Here is a 17,019-nt window from a genome sequence, read left to right as displayed (position 1 = left end):
CGCCCTACGCGGTGTAGGACAGTTCCAGATTGTCGATCAGGCGGGTCGCGCCGAGCTTGGCGGCAGCCAGCACCACCACCGGCTCGCCGGCCTGCAGGTCGGCGGCTTCCGGGCGCTTGAGGTCGCGCTGGCGGCGCAGGGCAATGTAGTCCACCTGCCAGCCACGGGCAGTCAGGGCCTGGGTGGCATCGCGTTCCAGGGCGGCCGCATCGCGTCCGCCCGCGGCCAGGCGCTGGCCGATCGTCTGCAATTGCGCGTACAGCGCCGGGGCTTCGGCGCGCTCGCCCTCGGTCAGGTAGCGGTTGCGCGACGACAGGGCCAGGCCGTCGTCGGCGCGCACCGTTTCGTGCGCCAGCACCTCGACGGGCAGCTGGAACTGGCGGCACATGTTGCGCACCACCATCAGCTGCTGGTAGTCCTTCTTGCCGAACACGGCCACGCGCGGCTGCACGCAGGAAAACAGCTTGAGCACCACGGTGCTGACGCCAGCGAAAAAGCCCGGGCGGAACTCGCCTTCCAGGATGTCGCCCAGGTCGTCGGGCGGCTGCACGCGGTAATTCTGCGGCTCGGGATACATCTCGCGCTCATTGGGCGCGAACAGCACATAGACGTCGCGCTCGCGTTCCAGCTTTTCGATGTCGGCGGCCAGGGTGCGCGGGTATTGGTCGAAATCCTCGTTGGGCCCGAACTGCAGGCGGTTCACGAAGATGCTGGCCACCACCGGGTCGCCATGCTGGCGCGCCAGTTTCATCAGCGCCAGATGGCCTTCGTGCAGGTTGCCCATGGTGGGCACGAACGACACGCGGTTCTGGCCGCGCAGTTGATCGCGCAATTCCTGGATGGTGTGTACGACTTTCAAGGGGATTCTCCGGGGAGGGGGGCAGCCCGGTCAGGTTCAGGGCCTGTTGACGAAGGCCTTAGGGCCTGTTCACACTAAAAGGAGCCTCGCACAGGCCCTAGGCCGCGACCGCCGCGACGCTGGTGTAGGCCAGGCGCACGTAGATGGGAGCATAGGGTTCGGCCTGCGTGATTTCCAGCAGGGATTCACGGGCCAGTTCCAGCATGGCGATGAAATGCACCACGACGACGGCGGCGGGCGCGCCTTCGCGCACGCGTTCCATGAACAGGTCGCCGAATTCCATGAAACGCACGTCGTTCAGGCGCCGCAGGATGTGCGTCATGTGGTCGCGCACCGACAGCTGCTCGCGCGTGATGTGGTGGTGCTGGTTGAGCTTGGCCCGCTTCATGATGTCGGCCCAGGCTTCGCGCAGGTCATCGACACTGACTTCGGGCAGCATGCGCTCGACGCTCAGGTCGGCCACGGCGTGGCTGCTGACGAAGTCGCGGCCCAGCTGGGGCATGGCGTCCAGCTTCTGGGCGGCCAGCTTCATCTGCTCGTATTCGAGCAGGCGGCGCACCAGTTCGGCGCGCGGATCTTCGGGTTCTTCGCCGGTGTCGGTCTTTTTCACCGGCAGCAGCATGCGCGATTTGATCTCGATCAGCATCGCCGCCATGAGCAGGTATTCCGCCGCCAGCTCAAGGTTGTGGATGCGGATCTGGTCGACATAGGACAGATACTGCCGCGTGACATCCGCCATGGGGATGTCCAGCACATTGAAGTTCTGTTTGCGGATCAGGTAGAGCAAGAGGTCCAGCGGCCCCTCGAACGCCTCGAGGAAGATCTCCAGCGCGTCCGGCGGAATGTACAGGTCCGTCGGCATCTGGAACAGCGGCTCGCCGTACAGACGCGCGAAAGCGACGCTGTCTATCGTGTCGGGGGTGCTGTCGACGGGCGGTTCCACTAGCGCGGCCAGGGCATCGCCCGGGACGGAGGGGGGGTGGGCCATGTTTGCCGCAACGAGATCAGTCGGCCTGATACACGTACGGCTTTTGCGGCACGCGGGCCGCGCGGAAGCCTTCCAGCAGCTCCGCGTCTTGCGGCTTGTCCCAAAGACGGGCGCGGCCTTCGCGCTGGCGTTCTTCGGTGCCAGGATGCGACTGCTTGAAGTCTTTCAGGAAAAGGGTGATCTCGGATTCGTAGTTGGTCGCCATGGCACCAATTTCATTGGGTTTCGGATACCCGGAGTTTACTTCACGCGGGACCGGGCCCCGGCGTTACAATCTTTTGGCTCCCAACGCCCCCTCCCGCCATGTCCGCAGAATCCGCAGCCGCAGCCAATCCCGCTCCCCCCTCAACCCCGGACGCGGTACGCGCGGCGCGAATGATCCCCTTCATCGTGGGCTGCGCGCTGTTCATGCAGATGCTGGACGCCACCGTGGTGGCCACCGCCCTGCCGGCCATGGCCCGGGCCCTGGGATCGACCCCGGTGCGCCTGAACGTGGCCATTACCTCCTACCTGCTGTCGGTGGCCGTGTTCGTGCCGGTCAGCGGCTGGGCGGCCGACCGCTACGGCGCGCGCCGGGTGTTCGTGGCCGCGATCGGCCTGTTCACGCTCAGTTCGGTGGCCTGCGCCCTGTCGCAAGACCTGCCCCAGCTGGTCATCGCCCGGGTCATCCAGGGCATGGCCGGGGCCATGATGGTGCCGGTGGGGCGCATCATCCTCCTGCGCACCGTGCCCAAGCAGGACCTGCTCAAGGCCATGTCGTTCCTGTCGATCCCGGCGCTGCTGGGGCCGGTGATCGGGCCGCCGCTGGGCGGTTTCATGGTCACGTACATGTCGTGGCACTGGATCTTCCTGATCAACATCCCCATCGGCATCCTGGGCATCGCCCTGGTGCTGCGCTTCGTGGCCGAAATCAAGGAAGAGACCGCGCCGCGCCTGGACTGGCTGGGCTTTCTGCTCAGCGCCGTGTGCCTGGCCGCGCTGGTCAGCGGCTTCGAGGCCATCGGCCGCGACGTGATGCCCCTGCCCGCCCTACTGGGCCTGATCGCGCTGGGCGCGGCCTGCGGCCTGGCCTATGGCTGGCACGCGCGGCGCATCGACTACGCCATCATCGACCTGTCGCTGATGCGCATTCCCACCTTCGCCATCTCGACCCTGGGCGGCAATCTGTGCCGCTTCGCCGTGGGCGCCACGCCCTTCCTGCTGGCCATGCTGCTGCAGGTGGGCTTCGGCCTGTCGCCGTTCTCGGCCGGCCTGATCACCTTTGCCAGCGCGGCCGGCGCCCTGCTGATGAAGTTCGTGGCCACGCCCATCGTGCGCCACTTCGGCTTTCGCCGCGTGCTGACCGTGAACGCGGTGCTGACCGGCATCTTCATCATGGTGTGCGCCACGTTCACGCCCGCCACGCCGGTGTGGCTGCTGATCGCCATCCTGCTGGTCGGCGGCTTCTTCCGTTCGCTGCAGTTCACCGGGGTAAATACGCTAACCTATGCCGACATCCCCCCTGCCAAGATGAGCCGCGCCAGCAGCTTCGCCGCCATGGCGCAGCAACTGGGCATCAGCCTTGGCGTGGGTGTGGCCGCCGTCACGCTGAACATCAGCATGACGCTGCGCGGCGCCGAAACACTGGCGGTCGGCGACGTCATCGCCGGCTTCATCGTCATCGGCCTGCTGTGCGCGGCCTCGGTCTTTTCCTTTAGACGCCTCGATCCGCTGGCCGGGGCACACCTGAACGGCGCCAAACAAAGTGACGACGAATGAATTTGTCCTAGCCCTGGACCAGGGCACCACCAGCTCCCGCGCCATCGTGTTCGATCGCGACGGCGTGGTGCGCGGCATCGGCCAACGCGAATTCCGCCAGCACTACCCGCGGCCGGGCTGGGTCGAGCACGACCCCGGCGAAATCTGGCACAGCCAGCTGGACGTGGCCCGCGAAGCCTTGCGCAACGCCGCCGCCAGCGCCGCCGACGTGGCGGCCATCGGCATCACCAACCAGCGTGAAACCACCCTGATCTGGGAACGCGCCACCGGCCGCCCGCTGGCCCGCGCCATCGTCTGGCAGGATCGCCGCACGGCGCCGCTGTGCGACCAGCTGCGCGCGGACGGCCACGCCGACTTCCTGCAGGCGCGCACGGGCCTGGTGCTGGACGCCTATTTCTCGGGCACCAAGCTGGCCTGGCTGCTGGACCACGTGCCCGGCGCGCGCCAGAAGGCCGAGCGCGGCGAACTGGCCTTCGGCACGGTCGACACCTGGCTGGTGTGGCAACTGACGGGCGGCGCGGTGCACAGCACCGACCCCAGCAACGCGTCGCGCACGATGCTGTTCGACCTGCATACGCAAGACTGGAACGACGAGATCCTGGCGCTGCTCAACATTCCGCGCAGCGTGCTGCCGGCCATCGCGCCCAGCAGCGCGGTGGTGGGCGAGGCCCTGCCCGAATGGCTGGGCGGATCCATTCCCATCGCCGGCGTGGCGGGCGACCAGCAGGCCGCCACCTTCGGCCAGGCCTGCTTCAAGCCGGGCATGGCCAAGAACACCTACGGCACCGGCTGCTTCATGCTGATGAACGTCGGCGACCAGCCGGTGCAGTCGCATAACCACCTTTTGTCCACCGTCGGCTGGGGCCTGCCGGCCCAAGGCCAGAACGCCTGGCGTCCCACCTACATGCTGGAAGGCGGCGTGTTCGTGGCCGGCGCCGCGGTGCAGTGGCTGCGCGACGGGCTGGGCATCATCCAGCGGTCCGAGGAAATCGAATCGCTGGCCGCCAGCGTGGCCGACACCGACGACGTCTTCATGGTGCCGGCCTTTGCCGGCCTGGGCGCGCCGCACTGGGACCCTTACGCCCGCGGCACGCTGGTGGGCCTGACGCGCGGCACCACCCGCGCCCACATCGCCCGCGCCACGCTCGAATCCATCGCGCTGCAAAGCGCCGAACTGCTCACCTGCATGAACGGCGACAGCGGCATCGCGCTGACCGAACTGCGGGTGGACGGCGGCGCCGCCCGCAACGACCTGCTGATGCAGATGCAGGCCGACCTGCTGGGCGTGCCCGTGGTGCGCCCGCGGGTGCCGGAATCCACCGCGCTGGGCGCGGCCGGCCTGGCCGGGCTGGCGGTCGGCTTCTGGTCGAGCCAGGATGAATTCGCCTCCAAGTGGCAGGCCGAACGCACGTTCGAACCGTCCTGGCCGCAATCGGTGCGCGACGCCCGCATGAAACGCTGGCGCCAGGCGGTGGAACTGTCCAAGGGCTGGTCCAACACCGCCAACTAGGCCAACCGGCAGCGGGCCACGCCGCTGCCGTATGCCCCTTGCACGATCTGGCTGGATCGGCCGGGCAAGTCCAGCCGGACGGCGGCTCAACGCCGCCGCGCCTGCGCCTGCATCACGCGCCGCGCCATCTGGTAGCCGGCGAACACATAGAACGCATTGCTGTTCATCAGCAGCCAGGCGCCCGCGCCGCCCAACAAGGCGACCACCGGGCCCACGGCCCGCATGTCTCCCTGCGACCAGGCGATCAGCCCCAGGGCGCCGCTGGCCGCCAGGGTCAGCGCGGTGCGCTTGAGCAGCACCAGGCCGAACGCGTGGCCGCCCATGAAGGCCACCACGCCGATGGCCAGCGCCAGCGCGGTGACCGCGCAGGCCAGCACCAGCGCAAAGGCCGCCAACGCCGGCCCCGCGGGGCGCAGCAGCAGGCTCAACAGGCCGATGCCCACGCCGATGCCCCCGACCATCGTCAACACCGCCAGCACCAGCGGCGACCAAAGCCCGGGCGGCGTCTGGCGCGCGTCCACGTCGGCAATGAAGCGATGCATGGCGGTGGACGTGGCGGCAGCGCGGCGCTCCCGCTCTGGCGCCGCGCCATTTTCGCGCCCGGCCTCGTCCCGCAGCGCCGCTTCCAGCTTGCGGCACTGCGCGATCAGCGCATTCAGGCCCGGGCTGGATGCCATCACAGCCTCGTCACGCCCGGGGCGTGTTCGGCCACCGTCTTGCGCAGCGCCGCCATGGCTTCCTGCACGGCGGCCGGGCGGAAGGCGTCTTCGCGCCAGTACATCGCCACCGAGCCAAAGCCCGACAGCCGCACCGGGATAATGCGCATCGCCTTCATCTGCGCAAAGCGCAGCGCGGCGCGGTGCGAGGCCACGCCGATCATGTCGCTGTTGTTGATCAAGGTGAGGTTGATGGTGACCGAGTTGGATTCCACGTGATCTGCGGGCGGCGCCTGCCCGGCCGCGGCCAGCGCGGCGTCGACTGCGTTGCGAATCGGCGTGCCCTTGGGCCAGAGGATCCAGCGGTACGACAGCAGGTCCGGCCAGCCCGGCTGTTCCAGCGCGAACAGCGGATGGCGCGGCCGCGCCACCAGGTGGATCGGTTCAAGGTACAGGGCTTCGAAGCGGATGGCGGGGTCGTGGTGCTCGGGCGCCGAACGGCCCACCACGATGTCCAGGTCGCCCTGGGCCAGTTGCGCCAGCAGGCGGTCGGTGGTGCCTTCCACCAGCTTCACGCGCGCCTGCGGCATGCGTTCCAACAGTTTCATCACCGCCAGCGGCACGGTGTCGGACGCGGAAGCGCCCGACGCGCCGATCACCACCCGGCCGCCGCCGCCTTCGCGCAGCGCGGCCATGTCGGCGCTGGCGCGGTCCAGCTGCGCCTCGACCCGCTGCGCATGCGCGATCAGCACGTCGCCATGCGGCGTGGGCCGCAGGCCGCGCGCATGGCGCTCGAACAGCGGCAGGCCGATATCGTCTTCCAGGTCCTTCAGCCATTTCGACAGGCCCGGCTGGGTCGTGTTGAGCATGGCGGCCGAGTGGCTGATGTTGCGAGTCTGGGCCAGGCTGAGCAACATTTTCAGGTTGCGCAGGCGCAGGCGGTGGGTCCAGTCCATGGCGCCCTCTTGTCTCTTGTGAGGTGTCGTACGTGGGCCGGGCGGCGCCGTACGTATATGGTTATTGGTATGGATAATAAGATAATTTCATTATTAAACACATAGCTCGTTCCGCATAATCGTCTCCACATCAGGACCTGCCGCGCCTCTCGCAGCGGCGGGCCATGCCTAGAAGAGAGCTGGCCTCGATGCCGGCTCCACAGGAGACAAGCATGCCCGACAGCCATTCCACCGGCGCGGACCGCGCCGCCTATTACGCGCGCATCGCGCAGAAACACATGGCGCCCCTGTGGGAATCGCTGCACAACCTGGTGCCGCGCCACCCTGCGCCGCGCTGCGTGCCCGCCCTCTGGAAATACGACGACGTGCGCGATGACGTGCTGGCCTCGGGCTCGCTCATCACCGCCGAAGAGGCCGTGCGCCGCGTGCTGATCCTGGAGAACCCCGGCCTGCCCGGCCAGGCCAGCATCACGCAAAGCCTGTACGCCGGCCTGCAGCTGATCCTGCCCGGCGAAATCGCGCCCAGCCATCGCCACACCCAGTCGGCCCTGCGCTTCATCGTCGAAGGCCGCGGCGCCTACACCGCCGTCAACGGCGAACGCACCACCATGCACCCGGGCGATTTCATCATCACGCCGTCCTGGACCTGGCACGACCACGGCAACGCCGAAACGGTCGACGGCGGCGAACCCGTGGTGTGGCTGGACGGCCTGGACATTCCGCTGCTGCGCTTCCTGGACGCGGGCTTTGCCGAGAACTACCCGTCGGCCACGCAGCCCGTCACGCGCCCCGAAGGCGACAGCATGGCGCGCTTTGGCCACAACATGGCGCCCGTGCGGCATCGCGCGGCCGGCGGCACCTCGCCGATCTTCAACTACCCCTACGAGCGCAGCCGCGAAGCCCTGGATTCGCTGTACCGCCACGGCGAACTCGACCCCTGGGATGGCGTGAAGCTGCGCTACCTGAACCCGGCCACCGGCGGCTACCCCATGCCCACCATGGCCACCTTCATGCAGCTGCTGCCCGCGGGCTTTCAGGGCAAGCCGTTTCGCAGCACCGACTCCACCGTCTACAGCGTGGTCGAAGGCCGCGGCACGGCGCGCATCGGCGACGCCGAATTCCACTTCGGCCCGCGCGACGTGTTCGTGGCGCCGTCGTGGCTGCCGGTGCAGCTGGCGGCGCTGGACGACGCCACGCTGTTCAGCTATTCCGACCGCCCGGTGCAGGACGCCCTGGGCCTGTGGCGCGAAGCGCGCATCGCCTGAACGCCCCGCGTTCCCCGCTTCATGCCGACCGGTGCCCGCACGGGCGCCGGCCCCGCATTCCTACAAGGTGACCCATGTCTTTTGTCTTTGATCCCGCCGCTCCCGTTGCCGTGCCCGTCGCCGGCAGCGCCGACCGCTTCCCCGTGCGCCGCGTCTACTGCGTGGGCCGCAACTACGCCGCCCATGCCCGCGAGATGGGCTTCGACCCCGACCGCGAACCGCCCTTCTTCTTCTGCAAGCCGGCCGACGCCGTGGTGCCGGTGGCCCCGGACACCACGCTGTCGCTGCCCTACCCGCCCGAAACTGCCAACCTGCACTACGAGATCGAACTGGTCGCGGCCATCGGCCGAGGCGGCGCGAACATTGCCGTCGAAGCGGCCCTGCAACACGTGTGGGGCTATGCCGTCGGCCTGGACATGACCCGCCGCGACCTGCAGATGAAAATGCGCGAAGCCGGCCGCCCGTGGGAACTGGGCAAGGCCTTCGACCAAAGCGCCCCGATCGGTCCGCTGCACCCCGCGGCCGACGTCGCCGGCATCCACCAGGCGGCCATCTGGCTGCAGGTCAACGGCAAGGACAAGCAACGCAGCGACATCGGCAAGCTGATCTGGTCGGTCGCCGAAACCATCGCCTACCTGTCCAGGTACTTCCGCCTGGAAGCCGGCGACCTGATCTACACCGGCACCCCCGAAGGCGTGGGCCCGGTGGTGCGCGGCGACACGATGGTCGGCGGCGTGGACGGCCTGGGCACGCTCAGCGTGCGCATCGACTGAGCCGGGGGCCCCATGCAACTGCACAGCTTCTTCAACAGCTCCACCTCGTACCGCGTGCGCATCGCGCTGGCCCTGAAGGGCGTGGCGTTCGAGGTGCTGCCCATCAACCTGCGCAAGCAGGAACAGCGCGCCGCCGGCTACGTCGCCATCAACCCGTCGGCCGGCGTGCCGCTCTTGACCGACGGCGATTTCTCGCTGTCGCAGTCGCTGGCCATCATCGACTACCTGGACGCCACGCACCCCACCCCGCGCCTGATTCCGCAGGATGCGCGCGAGCGCGCCCGCGTGCTGGAGCTGTCCGACGCCATTGCCTGCGATATCCATCCGGTCAACAACATGCGCATCCTGCGCTACCTGCAGGAAGAACTGGGCGCCACCGAGGCGCAGAAGAACGCCTGGTACCACCACTGGATCCGCGAAGGCCTGACGGCGGTCGAGACCCTGCTGGCCCGCCACGGCCACGGCGCCTATTGCTTTGGCGATGCGCCGACGCTGGCCGACTGCTGCCTGGTGCCGCAAGTGGCCAACGCCCAGCGCATGGGTTGCGACCTGTCGGCCTACCCGAACGCGCTGCGCGTCTATGCGCATTGCACCGCCCAGCCCGCCTTCCAGCAGGCCGCGCCCGCCAACCAGCCGGACTACGTCAAATGAGCCGCCAAGCCACCCCGGGCCAGGAGCCCGACCCCCAGGGCGCGCCGCTGCGCGAATACACCGACCCCGCCTATCGGCCCCTGTGCGCGACCCTGTCCGAGGTGCGCGCCAACATCGATCGGCTCGATGACGAGATCGTGCGGCTGATGGCCGAACGCGCCATGTACGTGAAGGACGCCGCGCGTTTCAAGCGCGACGCCTTCCAGGTCAGCGCCCCGGCCCGCCAGGCCGAGGTGTTCGACAAAGTGCGGCGCCTGGCCGAACGCCATGACCGCGGCTTCGAGAACCTGGACCAGGTGGTGGACGCAGCCTACCGCGCGATGGTCGCGGCCTTCATCGCCAATGAACAAACCTATTTCAACACCATGAGAATCGTGGGAGACAAGCATGCGTGATTTCACCCCCCTGACCCGAGCGCGCGGTGCCGCGGCACGCGCCCTGGCCCTGGGCCTGATCGCGCTGGCACCGCTGGGCGCGGCGCAGGCCGCCGATGCCTGGCCGACGCAGCCGCTCAAGGCCATCGTGCCGTTCGGCCCGGGCTCCAGCCCCGACCAGGTGGCGCGCATCGTCGGCGAGAAGGCCGGCGCCATCCTGGGCCAGACCGTGGTGGTGGAAAACAAGCCCGGCGCCAGCGGCAACATCGGCACCTTCGCCATCGCCAACGCCAAGCCCGACGGCTACACCTTCGGCGTGTCCATCACCGGCCCTTTGGTGAACAACACGCTGCTGTTCGACAAGCTGCCCTATGCGCCGGCCACCGACCTGGCGCCCCTGACGCTGGCGGTGCACCAGCCCAACGTGCTGGTGGTGCCGGCCAACGCCGGTATTGCCAACGTCGGCCAATTGCTGGAGGCACTGAAGAAGAACCCGGACAAGTACAACTTCCCCTCGCCGGGCGCCGGCACGGTGTCGCACCTGGCCGTGGAACTGCTGCTGCAGCAGATCGGCGCGCGCGCCACGCACGTGCCCTATCCGTCATCGCCCGCCGCGCTGACCTCGCTGCTGTCGGGCGACACGCAGTTCGCCGCGCTGCCGCCCATCGCCGTGATGCCGATGGTCAAGGATGGCCGCCTGAAGGCGCTGGCCGTGACCTCGTCCAAGCGCTCGGGCCTCTTGCCCGAGATTCCTACGCTGGCCGAAGCCGGCGTGCCGGGCATCGAAGGCTCGGCCTGGATCGGTTTCGTGATCTCGTCCAAGGTGCCGGCCGACATCCAGAAAAAGCTGTCCGACGCGCTGATCCAGGCGATCCGCGACCCGGAAGTCGTCAAGCGCCTGCAAGCGCAATTCATGGACCCCGTGGGCAGCAGCCCGGCTGAATTCCGCGCCTACATGGACGACGAACTCAAGCGCTGGGAGCCCCTGATCAAGAAGCTCGGCATCAAGGGCCAATAGCGTTGCGCAAGGAGACAAGCATGAGCATTACCGAACCCGCCCGCCAGATTCCGCTGTATGGCGAATACGACGTCGTGGTGCTGGGCGGCGGCCCCGCCGGCATTCTCGCGGCCGCCAGCGCCGCCCGCAACGGCGCCCGCGTGCTGCTGGTGGAACGCTACGGCTTTCTGGGCGGCATGGGCACGGCCGCGGGGGTGTCCAACTTCTGCGGCCTGCATGCCAACATCCACGGCGACATCCGCCAGGTGGTGCACGGCATGACCGACGAGCTGCTGGACCGCATGCGCGCGCTGGACGGCCTGAACGACCCGCACCTGATCCTGGGCAAGATCCACGCCCAGGCCTACGACATCTCGGCCTTCAAGTGCGCGGCCGATGGCATGGTGCAGGACAGCGGCGCGCAGATCCTGTTCCACGCCCTGGCCACCGGCCTGACGCGCGACGCGGCGGGCAATGTCGACGCGCTGTTCCTGGAAACCAAGTCGGGCCGCTGCGCGGTGCGCGGCAAGGTCTTCATCGACTGCTCGGGCGATGCCGACATCGCCCAGTGGGGCGGCCTGCCCTTCGAGAAAGGCGATGCCCAGGGGCACATGCTCTACCCCACGCTGATGTTCAAGGTCGGCAATGTCGACGGCGTCCGCGCCCAGGAAGCCTGGAAGACGATTCCGCTGCTGATGGACCAGGCCGCCGCCAGCGGCGAGTTCACCTTTCCGCGGCGCGGCGCCATCGTGCGGCCGCAAAAGCATGACTACGAATGGCGCGTCAACGTCACGCAGCTGGCCAACGCCGACGGTAGCGCGGCCGACGGCACCGACGCCGCGTCGCTGTCGGCCGGCGAACTGGAAGGCCGCCGCCAGATCACGCAGTACCTGGCCTTCCTGCGCGCCAAGGTGCCGGGCTTCGAACAGGCCTATGTGCTGGACATCGCCCCGCAACTGGGCATCCGCGAAACCCGCCGCATCGTCGGCGAAGCCGTGCTGACCAAGGAAGACGTCCTGGGCTGCGCCGATTTCGAAGACAGCATCGGCGTGAACGGCTGGCCGCTGGAAATGCACACGGCCGGCGACGTGCAATGGATGTGGCCGCCCATTCCCGAATCGCGCGGCTACAACCAGCTGCCGTTTCGCATGATGGTGCCGCGCCGCGGCGCGGGCGTGGCCGGCAACGTGCTGGTGGCCGGGCGCTGCGCCTCGATGACGCACGAAGGCCAGTCGGCGGCGCGTGTCAGCGGCAGCTGCTTCGTCATGGGCGAAGCGGCCGGCACGGCATCGGCGATGGCGCTGCGCGCCGGCATCGCGCCGGCCGACGTGCCCGTGGCGGCGCTGCAGGCGCAGCTGGAAAGCCAGGGCGCCTTCCTGGGCCGCCAGGAATGAACCTGCAAGGAACCAGGCAATGAACGCAACACCGGCAGTCTCTACTTCCCCGCAATCCGTGATCGTCGTGGGCGGCGGCATCGGCGGCCTGGCCGCCGCGCTGGCGCTGACCCGCCAGGGCATCGCGGTGCAGTTGCTGGAACAGGCCGCGCACATCGGCGAAATCGGCGCCGGCATCCAGCTGGGGCCCAACGCCTTTGCCGCGCTGGACGCGCTGGGCGTGGGCGCCACCGCGCGTCAGCGGGCGGTATTCACCGACCACATCATCATGATGGACGCGGTCGATGCCCGCGAAGTGGTGCGCATCGACACCGGCGCGGCGTTTCGCGAGCGCTTCAACGGCCCCTATGCCGTGATCCACCGCGCGGACATCCACCTGTCCATCCTGGAAGCCGTGCAGCAGAACCCGCTGATCCGCTTTCGCACCTCGACCCAGATAGCCAGCGTGTTCCAGGACGGCCGGCGGGTCGAAGTGGTCGACACCGACGGCAATCGCTACCAGGCCGATGCCGTGGTAGGCGCCGATGGCGTGAAGTCCGTCATCCGCGAACGCCTGATCGGCGATCCGGCGCGCGTGACGGGCCACGTGGTCTACCGCGCCGTGGTGGAACGCGACAACATGCCTGAGGAACTGCGCATCAACGCGCCGGTGCTGTGGGCCGGGCCGCACTGCCACCTGGTGCACTACCCCTTGCGCGGCGGCCAGCAATACAACCTGGTCGTGACCTTCCACAGCCGCGAAGAAGAACAATGGGGCGTGCGCGAAGGCAGCAAGGAAGAAGTGCTGTCGTACTTCCAGGGCATCCACCCGCGGCCGCACCAGATGCTGGACCGCCCCACGTCATGGAAACGCTGGGCCACCGCCGACCGCGAACCGGTCGAACGCTGGGGCCAGGGCCGCGTCACGATCCTGGGCGACGCCGCCCACCCGATGACGCAATACATGGCCCAAGGCGCCTGCATGGCGCTGGAAGACGCGGTGACGCTGGGCGAAGCCGTCAAGCGCTGCGATCACGATCTGGAAGCCGCTTTCCGCCTGTACGAATCGGTGCGCATTCCGCGCAGCGCGCGCGTGGTCTGGTCGACCCGCGAAATGGGCCGCCTGTATCACGCGCGGGGCGTCGAACGCACCGTGCGCAACATGCTGTGGACCGGCCGCAGCCAGTCCCAGTTCTATGACGCGTTGCAGTGGCTCTATGGCTGGAAAGTGGAGAACTGTCTCGCGGGACCCATCGAGCCGTAGAAAAACGGCAGGCAAGGAGGAGACCACCATGACACACCCCACCATCCGCGGCGCCGCCGCGGCGCTGCTGGCAATGGCAGCCCTGGCTGCCCAGGCCCAGCAAAAGCCCGTGGACATCGGCTTCATCGGCACGCTGTCCACGCCCGCCGGCTACATCGGCGAGGACGAGCGCGACGCCTTCATGCTGGCCGTCAAGGAAGGCGGCGGCAAGCTGGGCGGCGTGCCGGTCAACGTGCGGGTCGAAGACGACGCGCTCAAGCCGGCCAATGCCAAGCAGATCGCCGACAAAATGGTGCAGGGCGGCGTGCGCCTGTTCACAGGCGTCAATTTCTCCAACGTGCTGGCCGCGGTGGCGCCCACCGTGCTCAACGCCGGCGGCTTCTATGTCAGCCTGAACGCCGGGCCGTCCAACTACGCCGGCAAGGCCTGCAACCCCAACTACTTCTCGGTGTCGTTCCAGAACGATTCGTACGCCGACACCGCCGGCATGGCCGCCAACGAATTGGGCGCCAAGCGCGTCGTCGTCATGGCGCCCAACTACCAGGCCGGGCGCGACGCCGTGGCAGGCTTCAAGCGCACCTACAAGGGCGAGATCGCCGAAGAGATCTACACCAAGCTGGACCAGGCCGATTTTTCGGTCGAACTGGCGCGCGTACGATCGCTGGCGCCCGACGCCATCTTCCAGTTCCATCCGGGCGGCGCGGGCATCAACCTGACCAAGCAGTTCGCCAATTCCGGGCTGGACGGCAAGATCAAGATGATCACGCCGATCTATTCGATGGACGAGCGCATGCTGGCCGCCACCGGCACCGCGGGCAAGGGCTTCTACCTGAGTTCGCTGTGGAGCGCAGACCTGGACAACCCGCAGAACAAGCATTTCGTCCAGTCCTTCACCCAGGCCTACAACCGCGCGCCCACCGCCTATGCCGCGCAGGCCTACGACACCGCCAACCTGATCGGCACGGCCCTGAAGGCCGCGGGCGGCGACATCGCCGGCAAGCCCGACGCCTTCCGCGACGCCCTGCGCCGCGCCGACTTCCCCAGCGTGCGCGGCAAGTTCAAGTTCGGCCCCAACCAGCATCCCGTACAGGACTGGTATCTGCTGCACATCGAGGCCGGCCCCGACGGCAAGCTGGTCTACAAGAACCTCAAGGTGATTGCGCGCGACCACACCGACGTGCACGCGGCCGACTGCAAGATGTAGGCCCTAATCCTGCGACTCGCAGAACGTCAGCCGGTTGCCGAAGGGGTCGGTAACCTGCAGCAGCCGGCCCCAGGGCGCGTCTTCGATGCCGGGGCGCGCATAGCCGTATTGCTTGGCGGCCAATTCGGCCTGGTAGTCATCCACGCCCTGCGTACGCACGAAGATCGCAGAGCCGGGCGTGGCGTCGCCGTGATGCTCGCTGAGGTGCAGCACCAGGTCGCCGCGGTGCACCTGCGCGTACAGCGGCAGGCCGGGTTCGAAGCGGTGCTCCCAGTCCCATTCAAAGCCCAGAAAATCCAGATAGAACTCGCGCGCCTTTTCTTCGGAAAAGATGCGCAGGATGGGAATGGCAGGGGACAAATGCATGGTCAGGCCTTAGTATGCGTAGGGTCGCGCACCGGGTGTCGGTGCGCCGCGACAACCGCACGCGCATCAGCCAGCATATATCAAATCGATCCCCATGCCCGACGCCCAAGCCGCTTCCTGGAAACACCTGCCCGCGCCGAAAAAGCGCACTGCCCTGCCCTTTGATGTCGTCTATACGGCCGAACAGTACGCCCGCCTGCGCCAAGGCCGGGTGCCGCAGGAAATGGAAGACAAGTGGTTCATCTACCTGGACGACGGCGTGCTGCGCTTTCACCGCAGCTGGACCGGCATCTGGATCTACGCCGTGACCTTGCAGCCGCAAGGCGAGCAATGGCGCGCGAGCAATGCCTGGGTCAATCGCGAGGCCGACCAGTACGGCTGCACCGACCTGGAAACCGACCGCAAACTGCTGCTGCGGCTGGTCGACAACCTGCTGGCCGCGCCCGTGGCGTAACGCCATCGGCCGACCACGTATGCAATCTGGCCGGCCAAAGAAAAAGCCGCGCCCTCGGGCGCGGCTTGCATCAGGCCCGTGTGCCTGACGGCCTATCGCCGGCAAGCACGCATCAGGCGCCTGCGTTCAATTCAGGCTGGCGCCGGAGATCTTCACGATCTCCTGGTACTTGGCCTTTTCGTTCTTGACGAATTCGGCGAAGGCTTCGGGCGTCATCGGGCCGACTTCCGACCCCATCAGCAGCGAACGCTGCTTCACATCCGGCAGCTCCATCGCGTCGGCGAAGGCCTTGTGCAGCTTGGCCACCACCGGCGCGGGCGTGCCCCCCGTGGCGAACACGCCGAACCAGGTGCCCAGGTCAAAGCCCTTGATGCCGGACTCTTCCACGGTGGGCACATCGGCCAGCAGCGACGAGCGCTTGGCGGTGGTCACGGCCAGCGCCTTGACCTTGCCGTCCTTGATCAGCGGTGCCGAGGCCGCCAGGTTGTCGAACATGAAGTCCGACTGGCCCGACAGCAGCGCCAGCTGCGCGGGTGCGGCGCCCTGGTAGGGGATGTGCTCGACGTTGATGCCGGCGCGCGCCTTGAGCAGTTCGCCGGACAGGTGGCCCGCGCTGCCGTTGCCGCCTGAACCGTAGTTCAGCTTGCCCGGGTTCTTCTTGGCATAGTCGATCAGGTCGGCCAGCGTCTGGATCTTGTTCTTGGTGGCGAATTCGACGTTCATGACCAGCACGTTCGGCACCGACGTGACGATGGTGATGGGCGCGAAGTCCTTCACCGGGTCATAAGGCAGGTTGGCGAACAGCCAGGGATTGATGGCGTGGGTGGCCACGGCGCCCATCACCAGGGTGTAGCCGTCGGCCGGGGCCTTGGCCACCAGGTCGGCGCCGATGTTGCCGCCGGCGCCCGAGCGGTTTTCCACGATCACGGGCTGGCCAAGCGAGCCGCGCACCTTTTCGGCCAGCATGCGGGCCATGGTGTCCAGCGGACCGCCGGGCGGGTAAGGCACCACGAAGCGCAGCGGCTTGGTGGGGAAATCGGTGGCCTGGGCCAGCACGGGCGCGGAAAAGGCCAGCGTGGCGGCCAGGGCCGCGGCGCCGCCCAGCAAGGCGCGGCGCAGGGCGCTACGGGGGGTCTGTTTCATCTCGTGTTCTCCTCTCGATGCATCATTGGCGGTCGGTAGCATACCGCAGCGAGCAGAACAGCGTAACAAAGGGCTACCGCCGAAAGCGGCTCGAATTCGACCAAAAGAAAAGCCGCCTTCAGAGGAAGGCGGCCTGGGATCGACGGTGCAGCGCCCGCGATGCAGATCAATGCAGGATCTGGCTCAGGAACAGCTTGGTGCGTTCGTTCTGCGGATTGTCGAAGAACTCGTCCGGGCTGTTCTGCTCGATGATCTCGCCGCGGTCCATGAAGATGACGCGGTTGGCGACCTTGCGCGCAAAGCCCATTTCGTGGGTCACGCACAGCATCGTCATGCCGCTTTCCTGGGCCAGGTTGACCATCACGTCCAGCACTTCCTTGACCATTTCCGGGTCCAGCGCCGAGGTCGGCTCATCGAACAGCATGATC

At 67.8% G+C, this 17,019-nt stretch carries 18 protein-coding genes and 1 pseudogene; 11 read left to right on the top strand and 8 right to left on the bottom strand.

Translation table 11 applies throughout. The annotated features are described in order from the left end of the window. Positions 1-4: 4 nt before the first annotated feature. From panC to U858_RS0111040, 3 genes are all read right to left on the bottom strand, one after another. A complete protein-coding gene (panC, locus tag U858_RS0111050; RefSeq protein ID WP_025137219.1) occupies positions 5-859 on the bottom strand; it encodes a pantoate--beta-alanine ligase in 855 nt (284 codons plus the stop codon). A gap of 97 nt (positions 860-956) precedes the next feature. Further along, complete coding sequence (locus U858_RS0111045) at positions 957-1,847, bottom strand: ScpA family protein (protein ID WP_025137218.1); 891 nt, start codon at positions 1,845-1,847, stop codon at positions 957-959. 16 nt (positions 1,848-1,863) lie between these two features. Beyond that, positions 1,864-2,052, bottom strand: a complete 189-nt coding sequence (locus U858_RS0111040) for a DUF3460 family protein (RefSeq protein WP_025137217.1) — start codon at positions 2,050-2,052, stop codon at positions 1,864-1,866. A 98-nt stretch (positions 2,053-2,150) separates the two neighbouring features. On the opposite strand from U858_RS0111040, the gene U858_RS0111035 reads away from it, so the two are divergent. Both U858_RS0111035 and glpK read left to right on the top strand, forming a co-directional pair. Next, complete coding sequence (locus U858_RS0111035) at positions 2,151-3,605, top strand: DHA2 family efflux MFS transporter permease subunit (RefSeq protein ID WP_025137216.1); 1,455 nt, start codon at positions 2,151-2,153, stop codon at positions 3,603-3,605. Further along, positions 3,592-5,115 (top strand): glycerol kinase GlpK, encoded by a 1,524-nt coding sequence (gene glpK, locus U858_RS0111030; protein WP_025137215.1) that lies wholly within the window; start codon positions 3,592-3,594, stop codon positions 5,113-5,115. The genes U858_RS0111035 and glpK overlap by 14 nt, the downstream gene beginning before the upstream one ends. A gap of 86 nt (positions 5,116-5,201) precedes the next feature. Here glpK and U858_RS0111025 read toward each other — a convergent pair whose 3' ends face one another. Both U858_RS0111025 and U858_RS0111020 read right to left on the bottom strand, forming a co-directional pair. Next, positions 5,202-5,795, bottom strand: a complete 594-nt coding sequence (locus U858_RS0111025; RefSeq protein WP_025137214.1) for a hypothetical protein — start codon at positions 5,793-5,795, stop codon at positions 5,202-5,204. Continuing rightward, positions 5,792-6,727 carry a LysR family transcriptional regulator gene (locus U858_RS0111020; protein ID WP_025137213.1) on the bottom strand — a complete coding sequence of 312 codons (936 nt, stop codon included), beginning with the start codon at positions 6,725-6,727 and terminating at the stop codon, positions 5,792-5,794. Before U858_RS0111020 ends, U858_RS0111025 begins: the two co-directional genes overlap by 4 nt. Positions 6,728-6,939: 212 nt before the next feature. Here U858_RS0111020 and gtdA point away from each other — a divergent pair, with 212 nt between their 5' ends. The 8 genes from gtdA to U858_RS0110980 all read left to right on the top strand — a co-directional run bounded on the left by gtdA (position 6,940) and on the right by U858_RS0110980 (position 14,628). Next, positions 6,940-7,992, top strand: a complete 1,053-nt coding sequence (gtdA, locus tag U858_RS0111015) for a gentisate 1,2-dioxygenase (protein ID WP_025137212.1) — start codon at positions 6,940-6,942, stop codon at positions 7,990-7,992. 74 nt (positions 7,993-8,066) lie between these two features. Next, the gene (locus U858_RS0111010) at positions 8,067-8,765 is read left to right on the top strand and encodes a fumarylacetoacetate hydrolase family protein (RefSeq protein WP_025137211.1); all 699 of its coding nucleotides are present in this window, start codon (positions 8,067-8,069) and stop codon (positions 8,763-8,765) included. A 12-nt stretch (positions 8,766-8,777) separates the two neighbouring features. Next, a complete protein-coding gene (gene maiA / locus U858_RS0111005) occupies positions 8,778-9,416 on the top strand; it encodes a maleylacetoacetate isomerase (RefSeq protein WP_025137210.1) in 639 nt (212 codons plus the stop codon). Continuing rightward, positions 9,413-9,811 (top strand): chorismate mutase, encoded by a 399-nt coding sequence (locus tag U858_RS0111000; RefSeq protein WP_025137209.1) that lies wholly within the window; start codon positions 9,413-9,415, stop codon positions 9,809-9,811. Before maiA ends, U858_RS0111000 begins: the two co-directional genes overlap by 4 nt. Continuing rightward, complete coding sequence (locus U858_RS0110995; protein ID WP_025137208.1) at positions 9,804-10,808, top strand: tripartite tricarboxylate transporter substrate binding protein; 1,005 nt, start codon at positions 9,804-9,806, stop codon at positions 10,806-10,808. The genes U858_RS0111000 and U858_RS0110995 overlap by 8 nt, the downstream gene beginning before the upstream one ends. 20 nt (positions 10,809-10,828) lie before the next feature. Beyond that, the gene (locus U858_RS0110990) at positions 10,829-12,181 is read left to right on the top strand and encodes an FAD-dependent oxidoreductase (protein ID WP_025137207.1); all 1,353 of its coding nucleotides are present in this window, start codon (positions 10,829-10,831) and stop codon (positions 12,179-12,181) included. 19 nt (positions 12,182-12,200) lie between these two features. Beyond that, a complete protein-coding gene (locus U858_RS0110985) occupies positions 12,201-13,424 on the top strand; it encodes a 3-hydroxybenzoate 6-monooxygenase (RefSeq protein WP_025137206.1) in 1,224 nt (407 codons plus the stop codon). A gap of 28 nt (positions 13,425-13,452) precedes the next feature. Beyond that, positions 13,453-14,628, top strand: a complete 1,176-nt coding sequence (locus tag U858_RS0110980) for an ABC transporter substrate-binding protein (RefSeq protein ID WP_025137205.1) — start codon at positions 13,453-13,455, stop codon at positions 14,626-14,628. 3 nt (positions 14,629-14,631) lie between these two features. Here the strand turns inward: U858_RS0110980 and U858_RS0110975 are convergent, their stop codons facing one another. Beyond that, on the bottom strand, positions 14,632-14,994 hold the full coding sequence (locus tag U858_RS0110975; protein WP_025137204.1) for a glyoxalase superfamily protein: 363 nt from the start codon (positions 14,992-14,994) through the stop codon (positions 14,632-14,634). A 94-nt stretch (positions 14,995-15,088) separates the two neighbouring features. On the opposite strand from U858_RS0110975, the gene U858_RS0110970 reads away from it, so the two are divergent. After that, the gene (locus U858_RS0110970) at positions 15,089-15,448 is read left to right on the top strand and encodes a hypothetical protein (RefSeq protein WP_025137203.1); all 360 of its coding nucleotides are present in this window, start codon (positions 15,089-15,091) and stop codon (positions 15,446-15,448) included. A 126-nt stretch (positions 15,449-15,574) separates the two neighbouring features. Here U858_RS0110970 and U858_RS0110965 read toward each other — a convergent pair whose 3' ends face one another. Both U858_RS0110965 and U858_RS0110960 read right to left on the bottom strand, forming a co-directional pair. Continuing rightward, positions 15,575-16,591, bottom strand: coding sequence for a tripartite tricarboxylate transporter substrate binding protein (locus U858_RS0110965; protein ID WP_025137202.1), 1,017 nt, complete (start codon positions 16,589-16,591; stop codon positions 15,575-15,577). 166 nt (positions 16,592-16,757) lie between these two features. Next, positions 16,758-17,019, bottom strand: a pseudogene (locus U858_RS0110960) (amino acid ABC transporter ATP-binding protein); the annotation flags it as partial.

Source organism: Achromobacter sp. DH1f, from assembly GCF_000633435.1.
Lineage (GTDB): Bacteria > Pseudomonadota > Gammaproteobacteria > Burkholderiales > Burkholderiaceae_B > Achromobacter > Achromobacter deleyi.
The sequence above is the reverse complement of the archived record's forward strand: the minus strand, read 5'-3'. Positions and strand labels throughout refer to the sequence as shown.